This is a genomic window from Sphingomonas sp. LR59 (assembly GCF_036855945.1).
Classification (GTDB): Bacteria; Pseudomonadota; Alphaproteobacteria; order Sphingomonadales; family Sphingomonadaceae; genus Sphingomonas.
The window spans coordinates 1,648,724-1,663,745 of sequence record NZ_JASPFL010000001.1 but is presented as its reverse complement, the minus strand read 5'-3'; the positions used below and the strand labels follow the sequence as shown (position 1 = coordinate 1,663,745).

The following is a 15,022-nucleotide window of genomic DNA, read 5'->3' as shown; positions in this document are numbered from 1 at the left end:
CATAATCCAGGGGAAGATCATGATCCGTACCGTCTCTCTTATCGCGCTCGCGTGCGCGATTGCCGTGCCCGTGACGGCGCAGGCCCAGACTGCAGCTCCCGCCGCCACTGGCAAGCCGACCGTCGCGCAAGCCGACGCGTTCGTCGCCGAAGCCGAGCGCGTGATGGCCGCTGCGTCGATTGACGCAAACCGCGTCGCGTGGGTCAACGCGACCTACATCACCGACGACACCGATGCGCTGGCAGCGAAGTCGGGCGCGGAGATGACTGATCTCGGGGTGAAATACGCGCTCGGCGCTGCACGGTACGCGTCGCTGCCGGGGCTGTCGTTCGATATCAAGCGCAAGCTCGACCTGTTGCGCGGCGGGCTGACACTGCCGGCCCCGACGCGGCCGGGCGCGTCGGAGGAACTGTCGACGCTCACCACCAAGATGTCGTCGTCCTACGGCAAGGGCATGGGCACGCTCGACGGCAAGCCGATCAACGGCTCGGACATCGAGGCGGCGATGGGCTCGGTCCGCGATCCGGCCAAGCTCACCGAGATGTGGACGAGCTGGAACGACAAGGTCGGCGCACCGATGCGCGGCGACTATGCGAAGATGACGTCGATCTCGAACGAGGGCGCGCGCGAGCTCGGCTACAAGGACGTCGGCGCGCTTTGGCGGTCGGGCTACGACATGACGCCCGAGCAGTTCGCGGCGCTGACCGACACGATCTGGAAGCAGGTCGAGCCGCTCTATATGGCGCTGCATACGTACACGCGGTGGAAGCTCAACGAGAAATACGGCGATGCGGTACAGGCCAAGACCGGGCCGATCCGCAGCGACCTGCTCGGCAACATGTGGGCGCAGGAATGGGGCAACATCTACGACATCGTCGCCCCCAAGGGTGCGGGCGATCTGGGCTTCGACACCGGCGATCTGCTCAAGGCGAAGGGCTATGATCCGCTGAAGATGGTGAAGCAGGGCGAGGGGTTCTATTCGTCGCTCGGCTTCGCACCGCTGCCCGAGACATTCTGGAAGCGGTCGCAGATTACCAAGCCTGCGGATCGCGACGTGATCTGTCATGCGTCGGCGTGGGATCTCGACAACCAGGACGATATCCGGATCAAGATGTGCACGAAGGTGAATGCGGACGACTTCGTCACGATCCATCACGAGCTCGGCCACAATTACTATCAGCGAGCGTACAAGGCGCAGCCGTTCCTCTACAAAAACGGCGCGAACGACGGTTTCCACGAGGCGATCGGCGATACCGTCGCGCTGTCGATCGCGCCGGATTACCTCGTGAAGATCGGCCTGCTCGACCAGGCGAAGGTGCCGAGCGCGGACAAGGATATCGGGCTGCTGCTGCGGCAGGCGATGGACAAGGTCGCGTTTCTGCCGTTCGGGCTGCTGATCGACAAATGGCGCTGGGGCGTGTTCTCGGGGCAGATCCCGGCGACCGGGTATCAGGCGGCATGGGATCAGCTGCGGCTGCAATATCAGGGCATCAAGCCCCCGGTCGCGCGCGACGAGACGAAGTTCGATGCGGGTGCCAAATACCATATCCCGGCGGCGGTGCCGTATACGCGGTACTTCCTGGCGCGGGTGCTGCAGTTCCAGTTCTACAAGGCGGCGTGCGACCAGTCCGGCTGGAAGGGGCCGCTGCATCGCTGTTCGTTCTACGGCAACAAGTCGGTCGGCACGAAGCTGAACGCGATGCTGAGCATGGGGCAGTCGAAGCCGTGGCCGGATGCGTTGCAGGTGTTCACCGGCAGCCGCGAGATGTCGGGAGCCGCGCTGGTCGAGTATTTCGCGCCGTTGAAGGCTTGGCTGGACGTGCAAAACAAGGGCAAGCCGACCGGGTGGTGATGGGACGTTGCCTTATCGCCAGCTGATGTTGGCCCGCTAATTCCTAGTTCCCCCGCGGAGGCGGGGGCCCAGGGTTACGAAGGCTATCGCGGTTTTAGCTGGCCCTCGCTTCCGCGGGGGAACGGGAAAAGTGCTGGGATCGTGGAAGATAACACCACCCCGGCGAAGGCCGGGGCCCAACTGGAATGTCCTGAGTAACGAAGCGAACCGCTCCGTCAGCAGCGTCTCCCAATTGGGCCCCGGCCTTCGCCGGGGTGGCGGCACAATTTGTAGCTTACTCCGGAACCGTCCCCGGGTCGGCGATCCCAGCCTCAAACGACTTCGACGAATCAGCTCCGTCGGCCTGATGCGCGTGCTTGCCCTTAGGCTTGGGCGCCGCCGGAGCCTTGGGCGTGCTCCCGCGCAGCGTCAGGAGCGCGCCAACTGCGGCGCCAGCGACCGCGACACCGCTGAAGATCGCGGCGGCGCCCCATTTGCCACGCGTCTTTTCGGGTGGCTTGGCAATCACGACCGGCGTGGCAGCTTTCCGCACGGAGGCCGGGCGGGGGTGCTGCGCTTGGTCGAGCGCGGCTTTGGCGTTGGTTTCGCGACGGGTTTGGGCGGCGCGGCGGACACCGGCTTGTCCGCGGCCGGCTTGGTCACCGGTACGGGCTTGGGCGCGACCGGCTTTGCAGACGACGTCGCAGCCGGAGCCGCCTTCGGCGCACTGGCCTTGCGCGGCGCGCGCCGGCGGGCGGCGGGCTTCTTTGCTTCCGTATCGGGCGTGTCGGTGTCGGCCACGGCTATGGTCCCTCAACAATGATTGCAGATGCGTAACGCATTCCCGCGCGATCCGCTCCGATTTTTACCGGCCAGGCTTACCGGAACGGAGGCTCGTCGAACGCCCGGAGTTTGCGGCTGTGGAGCTTGGCGCCCTCCAGGCGGAGCTGTTCGCAGGTCTCGATGCCGATCCGTAGATGCTCGCTAATCGCGCGTTCGTAGAAGCGGTTGGCCTGGCCTGGCAGCTTCAGCTCGCCGTGAAGCGGCTTGTCCGAGACGCACAGCAACGTGCCGTAGGGGACGCGGAAGCGATAGCCCTGCGCGGCGATCGTCGCGGATTCCATGTCGATGCCAACCGCGCGGCTGAGCGAGAAGCGCAGCGCCGACTTCGAATAGCGGAGCTCCCAGTTGCGGTCGTCGGTGGTGACGATCGTGCCAGTGCGGAGGCGGCGCTTGAGTTCCTCGCCCGACTGGCCCGATACGATCTCGGCCGCCTTGGCCATCGCCAGCTGGACTTCGGCGATCGCGGGAATGGGGATCTCGGGCGGCAGGACGTCGTCGAGCACATGATCGTCGCGCAGATAGGCGTGCGCGAGAACATAATCCCCGATCCGCTGGCTCGGACGGAGGCCGCCGCAATGGCCGATCATGAGCCACGCCTCGGGGCGGAGCACGGCCAGATGGTCGCAGATCGTCTTCGCGTTGGACGGGCCGACGCCGATGTTGACGAGCGTGATGCCGGTGCGGTCGTCCGCCATCAGGTGATAGGCGGGCATCTGGTGGCGGCGCCACGCGCTGTCGGAGATGATCTTGTCGATGTCGTCGCCCGACGAGATCGTGATCCCGCCCGCGCCCGACAGGCTGGTGAAGCGCGAGCCTTCCCCCAACTGCGTGCCGGCCCAGCGGACGAACTCGTCGACGTAGCGGTGATAGTTGGTGAACAGCACGAAGCGCTGCGCGTGTTCGGCGGGCGTGCCCATGTAATGGCGCAGGCGGGCAAGGCTGAAATCGGTGCGCAGGCCGTCGAACAGCGCGAGCGGGCGCGTCTCGTCATGCGCGATCCAGAGGCCGTCGGCGATCTCGTCGCCGATGTGCGCGAGCTCGGTGGCGGGGAAGTGGCGTGACAATTCGGTCGCGGAGACCTCGTCGAGGCTCAGCGCGTGGCCGGGGTCGATCACGTACGGGAACGGGATTTCCTGGCGACCCTCGACCGCTTCGACGGAGACGTCGTAATCCTCGATCAGCAGCGTGAGCTGTTCGATCAGATATTCGGCGAAGATCGCGGGCTTGGTGACGCTGATCTTGTATTCGCCTGGCGTGACCATGCGACCGAACGAGCGCAGCGGGGTGGGGCGGTCGACGCCGCCCTTATAGATGAGCCGGATCTCGGGGTAGGCGAACGAGCCATCGGTGCGGCTGACCGGATCGGGCGTCGTGCCGTCGGCGATATAGGCGCTCATCGCGGCTTGGAGGCGCTCGACGGAGGCGCGGTAGAGGCGGTCGAGGTCGGCGACGAGGTCGGATGCGATTGTCATCGGGCAGTGTTAGGTGGCGGAGGTTACGGTGGCAAGACCACCTAAATCCTCCCCGTGTCGGGGAGGTGGCAGCCCGCTTCGGCTGATGGAGGGGGCGCTCCACGACCGTAACGCTCGCGGTGAGCCCCTCCACCCTTCGGCAAGGTGCCGAACGGTCCCCCTCCCCGTGCCGGGGAGGATTAGATCTCGCTGAGGAGATGCTCGGCCGAGCTCACCTTGAACTCGCCCGGCGCCTCGACGTTCAGCTGCTCCACCACGCCGTCGTTGACCAGCATCGAGTAACGCTGGCTGCGTGTACCCATGCCGAACCCCGAGCCGTCCATCGTCAGCCCGATCGCTTTGGCGAAATCGCCATTGCCGTCTGCGAGCATGGTAATGTCGCCGGCACCCGCCGACTTGCCCCACGCGCCCATCACAAACGCGTCGTTGACCGAGACGCAGGCGATCTCGTCGACGCCCTTGGCCTTCAGCTCGGCTTCCTTCTCGACGAAGCCGGGCAGGTGTTTGGCGGAGCAGGTCGGCGTGAATGCGCCGGGCACGGCGAAGAGGGCAACCTTGCGGCCCTTAAAGAAGCTGTCGGTATCGACCTGATCGGGGCCATCCGCTGTGGCCTTGACGAGAGTGGTGGTGGGAAGCCGGTCGCCGACGCTGATCGTCATGTGAAATCTCCTGTCGCCGCGAGTTGGTCTCGCGCGAGCCGTACCTTGGACGCGGGCGACGGTATTTCAAGCGTGGCGGGCGATCGTCTGCGCCGCTATGTTCCAACGCATGGACAAGACGGCCTTTCTTTCGGGACAATTCCTGCTCGCGATGCCGGGGATGAGCGACCCGCGCTTCGCCCGCGCGGTGATCGCGATGTGCAGCCATGACGAGAATGGCGCAATCGGGATCGGGATCGGTGCGACGATCGACGGGCTTGGCTTCCACGATTTGCTCGAACAGTTCGGAATCGAACCGGGCGACGCCCCCAACGCGCCCGTGCATTTCGGCGGTCCGGTCGAGCCGCGCCGCGGGTTCGTGGTGCATTCGTCGGATTGGGGCGGACAGGATTCGGTCGATGTCGCCGGGCGGTGGAAGCTGTCGAGCACGGTCGACGTGCTGCGCGCGATCGCTGAAGGGAAGGGGCCGTCGCAGTGGGTGGTGGCGCTTGGCTATGCGGGTTGGGATGGCGGTCAGCTCGAGGGCGAACTGTCGCGACCGGGGTGGTTCAATGTGCTCGGCGACACCGACTTGCTGTTCGACACGGCGGCGGAGGATCGCTGGACGTTCGCCTTCGCGCAGGCCGGTGTGGATCCGCGGTTGCTCGTCGCAGAGACGGGTAGGGCCTAGCCGTTCTCCTGCGAACGCAGGAGCCCAGGATTACACAGGACACCGTTCGTTACCCTGGGCTCCTGCGTTCGCAGGAGAACATGGGTATCAGGGAGTATCATAGTGACCTCCTCCAGGCATCATATAAAGATATCTTTATATTTGATTTGAGCCCCTCGATCCCCTAAGTGGCACGGCATCCGGCACGGGCATGAGGCTCGCCGATCACAGAATTTCCAGGAGACCCATAGTGGCCACCACCCTCGCCCCCGCGAAGACCGACTACGTCGTCGCCGACATCAGCCTTGCCGATTTCGGTCGCGCCGAGATCAACATTGCCGAGACCGAGATGCCCGGCCTGATGTCGCTGCGCACCGAATTCGGCGCAGCGCAGCCGCTCAAGGGCGCGCGGATCACCGGTTCGCTGCACATGACGATCCAGACCGCGGTGCTGATCGAGACGCTGACCGCGCTCGGCGCCGACGTCCGCTGGGCGACCTGCAACATCTTCTCGACTCAGGACCATGCCGCCGCCGCGATCGCCGCGACCGGCGTGCCGGTGTTCGCGATCAAGGGCGAGAGCCTCGCGGACTATTGGAATTATGTCGGCGACATCTTCTCGTGGGATCGCGACGTAGAAGGCCAGACCGCCAACATCATCCTCGACGACGGCGGCGACGCGACGATGTTCGCACTCTGGGGCGCCAAGCTCGAAGCCGGCCACACGATGCCCGAGCCCGAGAACGAGGAAGAGGTCGAGATGCAGCGTGCGCTCAAGGCGTATGTCGCGAAGAACCCCGGCTACCTGACCGAGACCGTCAAGAACCTGAAGGGCGTCTCGGAAGAGACTACGACGGGTGTTCATCGTCTTTACGAGATCGCCAAGAAGGGCGAACTGCCGTTCCCCGCGATCAACGTCAACGACTCGGTCACCAAGTCGAAGTTCGACAACCTCTACGGCTGCAAAGAATCGCTGGTCGACGCGATCCGTCGCGCGACCGACGTCATGCTCGCCGGCAAGGTCGCCTGCGTCGCCGGCTTCGGTGATGTCGGCAAGGGTTCGGCGCAGTCGCTCCGCAACGGCGGCGCGCGCGTGATGGTCACCGAAGTCGATCCGATCTGCGCACTGCAGGCGGCGATGGAGGGCTTCGAGGTCGTGACGATGGAAGAGGCCGTCACCCGCGCCGACATCTTCTGCACCGCGACCGGCAACGCCGACGTCATCACCGCCGATCACATGAAGGCGATGAAGCCGATGTCGATCGTCTGCAACATCGGCCACTTCGACTCGGAGATCCAGATCGCCGCGCTGTCGAACTACGACTGGACCGAAGTGAAGCCCGGCACCGACCTGGTGAAGTTCCCGGACGGCAAGCAGATCATCATCCTGGCGAAGGGTCGCCTGGTGAACCTCGGTTGCGCCACCGGCCACCCGTCGTTCGTGATGTCGGCCTCGTTCACCAACCAGACGCTCGCGCAGATCGAGCTCTGGACCAAGGGCGAGAACTACAAGAACGAAGTCTACGTCCTGCCGAAGCACCTCGACGAGAAGGTCGCGATGCTCCACCTCGAGAAGCTCGGCGTGAAGCTGTCGAAGCTCTCCGACAAGCAGGCCGGATACATCGGCGTGCCGGTCGAAGGCCCGTTCAAGCCGGACCACTACCGCTACTGATCTTTCTGACGATCGCTGCGTAAAAGGCCGCGTCCACCATTAGGTGGGCGCGGCCTTTTCGTTACGGCGCCATACCTATGAGACGACGCGAAAGCGGAAGCGGTACGAGTTGGACTCCGCGCCACCGCCGCTGCCATCGCGCACCTCGCCCAGCAGGACGCTCGCGGTTCCGCTTGATGGCGCGCGAAGTCTGATCAAGGCGACCTGCGGTAAGCCGGGCGCGCCGACAGAACGATCGGGATCGTCGATCGTAGTGATGGGTGCCGCGAGCGTCACCCGCTTCGCCGACAAGATTTGCCACCGATAGCTTGTGCCAATGATAGACGGCAGCGCGATCCTGATTTCGGATCCAGGCGTGACGGGGACCAATCGACCCACGTCCTCCACCCGCAGCACTTTACTAGTGCCAGTAGCCAGTTCAGCGGTCGCCAGGCCCGAAGCCGCCAACGCCATCGTTGCAATTCCCGTCATCCAGTTCATCCGCAGTACTCCATTGGCAGAGATCGCAGTCCATTGGACGCGACAGAGATACTTACCTTCGCCGCAATAAAAAGGGGAGCCGTTTCCGGCCCCCTCTGTAGTTCGCTAATGCAGGTGGCTTAGAACGACATGCGAACGCCCGCATAGTAACGACGGCCGAGCGGATCGTAGACCGACGTATCGGTATCCTGACCGGCCGATGCGCCGATGTCGGCAATAAACGGCGGCTTGTTGTTCAGTAGGTTCGATCCGCCGACATAGAACTCGAAGCCGTCGCTCGTCCGGAAACGAACCTGCGAGTCGAGGTAGAACTGCGGACGGACGCGGTACTGGAGATCGCTGCCCGGGCGGACGAGGGTCAATTGGTCGTCGAGGCTCGACTGGCTCAGCCACGTGCCGGTCATCGTGAAGCCGATGCCCGAGATGTCGTAGCCCGAAGTGATGCTGAACTTGTCGCGCGGCGCGCCGATTTCGCCAGCGAAATAATCCCGTGCGGAGTCAGGCAACGGTACGTTGTAGCCGCTGATCAGGTGCGTGTAGGCGCCGTGCAGCGTCAGATCGCCAGCCAGACCGAGCGACGACAGGTTCGATCGCCAGTCAACTGCAACGTCAATACCCGACGTCTTTGCGCCGCCGCTGTTGCTTGGCGACGTGTTGACCTCGTCAAGCGAACCGGCGCTGTTCGGGCCCGTAATGGCCGGACGGCGAACGATCAGGTCGCAATATTGCTGGATCGCCGAGTTGTAGCACTGGTTCAGGATGAACTGGAGCGGCGTCGTGACGATCGCGTCGTCGATCTTGATGTTGAAGTAATCGACGCTGACGACAAGGTTACGCAGGCCCGCGACCGAGCGCGGGTTGATGACCACGCCTGCGGTGAACGAATTGCCCTTCTCTTCCTGCAGTGCGGGGTTGCCGCCACCGAAGCTGGTGACGCCCTGGAGATCCGCCTGGTTGACCGCGAACGCACCGTTCGCTGCGATGTTGGCGGCAACGCCTGCCGCGCCGCGGCACTGCGTGCCGAGCGTGCCGGCGGTCGTCGCGGTCACACCGGCGCAGGGATCCTGAAGACCGGTCGGGAAATCCTGCTGGGCAGGCTGGAACAGTTCGTTGACGTTCGGTGCGCGTACCGAGCGTGCCTGCATGACCCGGAAGCGGACGTCCTGGATCGGCGCCCATTCACCGCCATAATTGTAGCTGACCGTGGTGCCGACGGTCGAATAGTTCGACACCCGGACCGCGCCGCGTACCGACAGCGAGTGGAAGAACGGACGGTCCTGAAGCAGCGGAACGATCGTCTCGGCAAAGCCTTCGATCAGGTCGAAATGACCGCTGGTCGACGGCAGCGCGTTGTTACCGTTCAAGCCCTGCTGGGTGAGCAGATCGAACGTGTTGCTGCTGCTCTCGCGGCGATATTCGGTACCGACGCTGAAGCCGACCGGATCGGCACCGAACAGCGAGAACAGCTTGCCCGAGACGTTCGCCCCAGCGACCGTCTGCGTGATCTTCGAACGCAACGAAGTCGGCACCGCAAGATAATCGGCGGCCGGCGCAAGTGCGTTGATGCCGTAGATGTTCGCAGGGACGCAGCCGGCTGCGCGTGCTGCGGGATCGGCGCAGACGATCTGGCCGGTTGCCGGATCGCGGTACGAATTCAGCGCTTGGGTGAACTTGGTGCTGTCATACTGCCCGTTGCCGGTCTGGTTCTCGATGGTCTGGCCATAAATGCCATAGGCTTCGTAGTTGAAGCGATCCTCGAGAAACTTGCCGTTCACGCCGCCGGCGATGCGGAACATGTCGCGCGTCGCGCTGCTCGTGCGGGGACCAAAATCGGTCAGGCGACGATCGAAGTAAATGTCCTTAAGGCCATCTCCGTCGGTGTCGGTCGCCGCGTTGAAGATCGCATCGGGCACATATGGATTGCGGAAAGTCGCCCCGCCGACGATTGTCTGGATCGGCACCTGGCCGCCGGACGCGATGTTGACGAGATCCGAACTGAGCGGGAACGCCTCGATATTGGTGCGCGCCTTGGTCTTGGCGTAGTTGCCCTCGACGAAGAAGTTGGCGGCCGGCGAGACCTCATAGTTCGCGCGACCGGCAGCGAGATAGCGCTCGACCGGCACGGCGAGATAGCGCGAGTCGGAGCGGTTGAAGCCGCCGCAGCTGACCGTGGTGCAGTCCCGCAACGTGTTGTCGGTGCCGTAGCTGAACGTCTGATCGCCGGCGTAGAAGCGGCCGCCCGGGATGAACCCCGACAGCAGGACTTCAGGATCGTTCGGGGTCAGCGACGCACTGGTGCGGTCGATCGCGCTCGAACCGGCCTCGGTCGAGCGGTCCTTCTTCAGGACGGTGCCCTGCTTCGAATAACCGCCGAACAGCATGATGTTGCCGCGACCGTCGGCGAAGTTCTTGCCGGCTAGCAGGTTGATCTGGCGATCTGCGCCGTCGCCATATTGCGAGATGCCCTGCTGTGCGTCGATGTTCAGGCCGTCGAACTTGGTCTTGTAGACGAAGTTGACCACGCCTGCGACCGCGTCCGAACCGTACACGGCCGAAGCGCCGCCGGTCAGGATGTCGGTGCGCTCGAGGAACTGTGCGGGGATGACGTTAAGATCGACCGCGCTGCTGCCGGGAACGCCCGAAACGAATCGACGACCGTTGACGAGAACGAGCGTGCGGTCTTCACCCAGGTTGCGCAGGTTGACGGTGGCGACGCCCGCCGACTGGGTTGCGAAGCTCGAGTTGGTACGGCTGATGCCGGGCGCGCCGAACGTCGGGTTCTGGAGCAACACGTCCTGTACGTTGACCGCGCCGGACTGTCGAGATCAGGTCGGCGCTGATCGACTGCAACGGCGAGGCGGCAGTGGCGGATGGCGACGAGATGCGCGACCCGGTTACGACGATATCGCCAGCGGGTTCGTCACCCTGCGCGGCCCGACCGGTCGCCTGAGCGGCGGGATCGGCGGCGGATTGCGCGGTGGGCTGATCGGGAGCCGGCTGCGACGCGGCGGGATCGGTGACGGGCGCTTCCGTCGGCGCGGTCTGGGCGACGGCGGGGGCGGCAATGGTGACAGCGCCGACGAACAGCGTCGTGGCGAGCAGGCGGCGGCGATATGTCTGCATTCTTGAACGTCCTGACTAACGGTTCGGGCGAAACGACAACGTGCCTGTCCTTCGCCAATGAGGCGCGCCTAGGCCCGCGAAAGCAGCACTGCCATTGTCTTGCGATGAGCCGCGACCGATTATTGCGCAGTGTTTCTTCCTTGCAACACCGCGACCTAGCTGGGACACGGCCACTGGCCTATCTAATCCGGCGACGCCTCGGTCACAGCGGCGTGCTGCCAGATAACCGGTCGATCGATCGGGCAAGTCGACCGACTTGCGCGCGTGAATTTGGCGGCTGCCGGCTTCCCCATCGGCACCGTCGCGCTTAGACGTCTGGCGATGGCTAATCCCCGCACCTTGCCGCTTTCGCGATGATCACGCTTGGCTATGGCGCTGCACTGCTGACGGGGGCGCTGCTGCTGGTGTTCGTCGTCGCTGGCGGCGCGGCGCTGTTCTATGGGCTGCGCGCGAAAAACGGTGCCGCGGACATCGTCGCGGCGAACGCGCAGTTGCGGACGATCCTCGACGGATCGCCGGCGATCGTCACGGTGATACGCTCGGGTGGGCGGATCGAGATGACGCAGCGGATGGCGGACTGGCTTGGGCTGGACGTACCGCCGCGGTCGCTGGCGGAGCTGGCCACCGGCGGCACGAGCCTGTCCCCGGACGATGCCGCGCGGTTGATCGCGGATGTCACTGCGGCGCAGCGGTCGGGGCGGGCCTTCGTTCGCTCGGTCCGGCTGCAGGGTTCGACGCGCGCGATCACGTTTCGCGGGGCCGAGCCCCCGGCAAGATGGGCGCCACGGGTGCGGTGCTGCTCTGGGCATTCGATGCGACCGACAGCGAGGCGGAGATCGCCCGGCTTGGGGCGGAAACCGCGCGGCTGGGTGAAGCATATGAGTCGTTGACCGGGCTGATCGAGGCCGCGCCGATGCCGATGTGGTACCGCGCGACAGATCTGCGGCTGGCGATGGTCAACTCGGCCTATGTCGATGCGGTCGAGGGGCGTGACGCTGCCGATGTCGTCGCGCGCGGGCTGGAACTGGTCGAGGGATCGGGGCGCGGCGGGCCACTCGCCGGCGCGGCGGTTGCGCGCGAGCAGGGGCGGCCGCATCAGCAGGTTCTGCCCGCGACGATCGACGGCGCGCGCCGGTCGTTGCAGATCTACGACGTGCCGCTGCCGAGCGGCGGCGTGGCCGGGTTCGCGATCGATATCGAGGAACTGGAGCAGGCGCGGTCGGGGGCGAAGCGGTTCGCCGAAGCCCAGCGCGCGATGCTCGACCGGTTGTCGGCGGGTGTGGCGCAGTTCGGCGGCGATCGATCGCTCGTGTTCTGCAACCAGCCGTTCCGGCGGATGTTCGCGATGCGCAGCGAATGGCTTGCCGATCGCCCCGAATTCGACCGCGTGCTCGAGCGCATGCGCGAAGCCAACCGGCTGCCCGAGGTCCGCGACTTCCCGAGCTGGAAGGCGGAACGGCGCGACTGGTTCATGCAGACGGGCGCGGCGCAGGGTGGCTCGGTCGGCGGGGGGCGATGGAGGAGAATTGGCACCTCCGGGGCGGCACGCATCTTCGCGTCGTCGCGCAGCCTCTGCCGGACGGCGGCCTGCTGCTGATCTTCGAGGATCGCACCGAGCAGGTCCAACTCGCCAGCGCGCGCGATACCTTGCTGCGCGTGCGGACCGCGACGTTCGACAATCTGTTCGAGGCACTCGGTGTGTTCGCGGCGGATGGCCGGTTGCAGCTGTGGAACAACCGGTTCCGCGCATTGTGGGGGCTGGAGGAGGAGTTCCTCGCCTCGCATCCGCGTGTCGATGCGTTTGCCGAGGCGGCTGGCGCCAAGCTCGCGACGCCGGGGCGGTCCGCGTTGATCCCCGATCTCGTCCGCTCGGCGACAGTCGGACGCCAGCAGCGCGGCGGACGCGTGGCGTTCGCGGATGGGCGGCATTTCGAGTTCGCCGGCGTGCCGCTGCCCGACGGGAATGCGCTGTTCACAATGCTCGACATCACCGACAGCCGGCGCGCGGAGCAGGCTTTGCGGGATCGGGCGGACGCGCTTGAAGCGACTGACAAGGTGAAGACTGCGTTCGTCGCGAACATGAGCTACGAACTGCGCACGCCGCTGACGTCGATCAGTGGGTTCGCGGAGATGCTGCACGGCGGCTATGCCGGCGCGATGACGCCGCAGGCCGAGGGCTATGTCGGGGCTATCCTCGAGTCCGTCGAGCGGCTTGGGTTGCTGGTCGACGACGTGCTCGATCTGACGCGGGCGGAAAGCGATCGAGCGGAGACCGACCGGACAGATGTCGACCTCGCGACCACTGTTCGCGCGGCGGCGGAGACGATCCTGCCGTCTGCCAAGCGGCGGAAGCTCGACTTCGCGGTCGAGGTGGCGCGTTCTACCGGGCGCGTGAACGGCAATCCGAAGCGGTTGAAGGAGGTCGTCGAGCATCTCCTGCGCCACGCGGTCGCGGCAACGCCCGATGGCGGGCGGATGTTGCTGCACACCGACGGCAATGCGACGTCGGCGCGGATTGTTGTTTCAGACGACGGGATCGGGATGGATGCCGAGGCGGTCGCGCATGCGTTCGACCGATTTGCGGAGTCGAAACCGATGGGGGATCGCGCGCTTGGTCTGGGGTTGCCCTTGGCCAAGCAGTTCGTGGAGGCGCATGGCGGGACGATCGAGCTGGTCTCCGAACCCGGAGCCGGCACGTTGATCACCGTAGAATTGCCGCGGCGATGATTACTGCCACGCCGTCATGCCGGGCTTGTTCCGGCATCCACCGTTCCGCGTGTTCGCCGACCGTAGAGAGTGCTGACGGGTGGACCCCGGAACAGGTCCGGGGTGACGGAGGGTGGTGAGGCTCCTCGATCCGCAAGCGACCGAGGCATTCGGAGCGATGCTCGCAGGACGTGTCCGCCCCGGCGATGTGATCACCCTCGAAGGCACACTCGGCGCCGGCAAGACCAGCGTCGCGCGAGGACTGCTCGCAGCACTCGGCCTCGCTGGCGAGGCGCCATCGCCCAGCTTCGCGATCGTCCAGCCCTACGAGCCGCCCGAAGTCCGCTTCCCCGTCCTCCATGTCGACCTCTACCGGATCGACGACCCCGCCGAGATCGAGGAACTGGCTCTCGACGACGCGCGCTATGATTCGCTGTTGCTGGTCGAATGGCCCGAGCGTGCCGGTCCTGATTATTGGCCGGATGCGCTTCGCTTGAGCCTGACGATCGAGCCGGACGGCACGCGCGGCTTGACAGTAGGAGTCCCGGAAGCTTGGAGGTCGCGATGGCCGACATGACCCCGCCGCCCGGCGCCGCCGCTTTTCTCGACGCTCATGGCTGGGGTGAGGCGCAGATCCTCCCAGTCGCCGGCGACGCGTCGTTCCGGCGCTATTTCCGCGCGGTCGAGGTTGGGCGTCAGGCGATTTTAATGGACGCGCCGCCCCTCACGAAGACCCGCGGCCGTTCATTGCCATCGCGGAATGGCTGGCCGAGCGCGACTTCGCGGCGCCAGCGATCTTGGCGTGCGATCTCGACCAAGGGCTCGTGTTGATCGAGGATTTTGGCGATATCCGTTTGCGCGAGACCGTCGATGCCGCGCCGGACGAGGAACTGTCGCTCTATGCGCCGGCAATCGATCTGCTGGTGCGGTTGCGCGCCGAGCCGGCGGGACCGGTACCTCCCTATGATCGCGCGGTGCTGAAGCGTGAGGCAGGGCTGTTCGTCGAATGGTATTGCCCGGCGGTCGGGATCGAGCCCGATCTGGCGGGCTGGGACGCGGCCTGGGAGTCGGTGTTCGATCATGCAATCGCCGAGACGCCGGTCACGGTACTCCGCGACTATCACGCCGAGAATTTGATGCTGGTTGGGCCCGAGCGTTCGCTCGGCCTGCTTGATTTTCAGGACGCGCTGGCGGGGCATCCGGCCTATGACCTGGTATCGCTGTTGCAGGATGCGCGGCGGACGGTCGATCCGGCAATCGAGGCGGCAATGCTAGAGCGATATCGCGCGGCGGCGGACGCGGGGGAAGACTTCATGAACGCGTATCATGTGCTCGGCGCGCAGCGGAACGCCAAGATCCTCGGCATCTTCACCCGGTTGTGGAAGCGCGACGGCAAGCCGCATTATGCGACGATGTGCCCGCGCGTCTGGGCGTATCTGGAGCGCGACCTGGCGCAACCGGTGATGGCGCCGGTCGCGGCATGGTTCGAGGCCAATGTACCGGCGGCGTTGCGTGGCGATCCGCTGGTCCTGAGCGCGTGAGCCGCCAGCAGACGATCCGCCCTGTCCCGCGCGGGATCGTGCCTGA

The 15,022-nt window shown here is 65.4% G+C and carries 11 protein-coding genes and 2 pseudogenes; 6 read left to right on the top strand and 7 right to left on the bottom strand.

The window, feature by feature from the left end; translation table 11 throughout:
• Positions 1–19 precede the first annotated feature (19 nt).
• Complete coding sequence (locus QP164_RS07510; protein ID WP_333922744.1) at positions 20–1,852, top strand: M2 family metallopeptidase; 1,833 nt, start codon at positions 20–22, stop codon at positions 1,850–1,852.
• A gap of 274 nt (positions 1,853–2,126) precedes the next feature.
• Here QP164_RS07510 and QP164_RS07505 read toward each other — a convergent pair whose 3' ends face one another.
• The 4 genes from QP164_RS07505 to QP164_RS07490 form a co-directional block, all read right to left on the bottom strand.
• Entirely contained in the window at positions 2,127–2,360 is a 234-nt protein-coding gene (locus tag QP164_RS07505) for a hypothetical protein (RefSeq protein ID WP_333922743.1), read from the bottom strand.
• Complete coding sequence (locus QP164_RS07500; RefSeq protein ID WP_333922742.1) at positions 2,357–2,632, bottom strand: hypothetical protein; 276 nt, start codon at positions 2,630–2,632, stop codon at positions 2,357–2,359. The genes QP164_RS07505 and QP164_RS07500 overlap by 4 nt, the downstream gene beginning before the upstream one ends.
• Before the next feature lie 77 nt (positions 2,633–2,709).
• Positions 2,710–4,146 carry an AMP nucleosidase gene (locus QP164_RS07495; RefSeq protein WP_333922741.1) on the bottom strand — a complete coding sequence of 479 codons (1,437 nt, stop codon included), beginning with the start codon at positions 4,144–4,146 and terminating at the stop codon, positions 2,710–2,712.
• A gap of 179 nt (positions 4,147–4,325) precedes the next feature.
• Positions 4,326–4,805 (bottom strand): peroxiredoxin, encoded by a 480-nt coding sequence (locus QP164_RS07490; RefSeq protein ID WP_332754166.1) that lies wholly within the window; start codon positions 4,803–4,805, stop codon positions 4,326–4,328.
• 109 nt (positions 4,806–4,914) lie between these two features.
• Between QP164_RS07490 and QP164_RS07485 the strand changes: the two genes are divergently transcribed.
• Together QP164_RS07485 and ahcY are read left to right on the top strand one after the other, a co-directional pair.
• Positions 4,915–5,475: a YqgE/AlgH family protein gene (locus QP164_RS07485; protein ID WP_333922740.1), complete on the top strand. Its 561-nt coding sequence runs from the start codon at positions 4,915–4,917 to the stop codon at positions 5,473–5,475.
• A gap of 190 nt (positions 5,476–5,665) precedes the next feature.
• Positions 5,666–7,126, top strand: a complete 1,461-nt coding sequence (gene ahcY, locus QP164_RS07480; RefSeq protein WP_431358258.1) for an adenosylhomocysteinase — start codon at positions 5,666–5,668, stop codon at positions 7,124–7,126.
• 75 nt (positions 7,127–7,201) lie between these two features.
• Here the strand turns inward: ahcY and QP164_RS07475 are convergent, their stop codons facing one another.
• The 3 genes from QP164_RS07475 to QP164_RS07465 form a co-directional block, all read right to left on the bottom strand.
• Positions 7,202–7,606, bottom strand: a complete 405-nt coding sequence (locus QP164_RS07475; RefSeq protein ID WP_333922739.1) for a protease inhibitor I42 family protein — start codon at positions 7,604–7,606, stop codon at positions 7,202–7,204.
• Positions 7,607–7,725: 119 nt separating this feature from the next.
• Positions 7,726–10,398, bottom strand: coding sequence for a TonB-dependent receptor domain-containing protein (locus tag QP164_RS07470; protein ID WP_333922738.1), 2,673 nt, complete (start codon positions 10,396–10,398; stop codon positions 7,726–7,728).
• A complete protein-coding gene (locus QP164_RS07465; RefSeq protein WP_333922737.1) occupies positions 10,289–10,729 on the bottom strand; it encodes a hypothetical protein in 441 nt (146 codons plus the stop codon). The genes QP164_RS07470 and QP164_RS07465 overlap by 110 nt, the downstream gene beginning before the upstream one ends.
• A gap of 353 nt (positions 10,730–11,082) precedes the next feature.
• Here QP164_RS07465 and QP164_RS07460 point away from each other — a divergent pair.
• The 3 genes and pseudogenes from QP164_RS07460 to QP164_RS07450 all read left to right on the top strand — a co-directional run bounded on the left by QP164_RS07460 (position 11,083) and on the right by QP164_RS07450 (position 14,976).
• Positions 11,083–13,456, top strand: a pseudogene (locus QP164_RS07460) (PAS-domain containing protein).
• A 115-nt stretch (positions 13,457–13,571) separates the two neighbouring features.
• On the top strand, positions 13,572–14,012 hold the full coding sequence (gene tsaE / locus QP164_RS07455) for a tRNA (adenosine(37)-N6)-threonylcarbamoyltransferase complex ATPase subunit type 1 TsaE (protein ID WP_132739821.1): 441 nt from the start codon (positions 13,572–13,574) through the stop codon (positions 14,010–14,012).
• Positions 14,009–14,976, top strand: a pseudogene (locus QP164_RS07450) (aminoglycoside phosphotransferase family protein). The gene tsaE and the pseudogene QP164_RS07450 overlap by 4 nt, the downstream one beginning before the upstream one ends.
• Positions 14,977–15,022 lie beyond the last annotated feature (46 nt).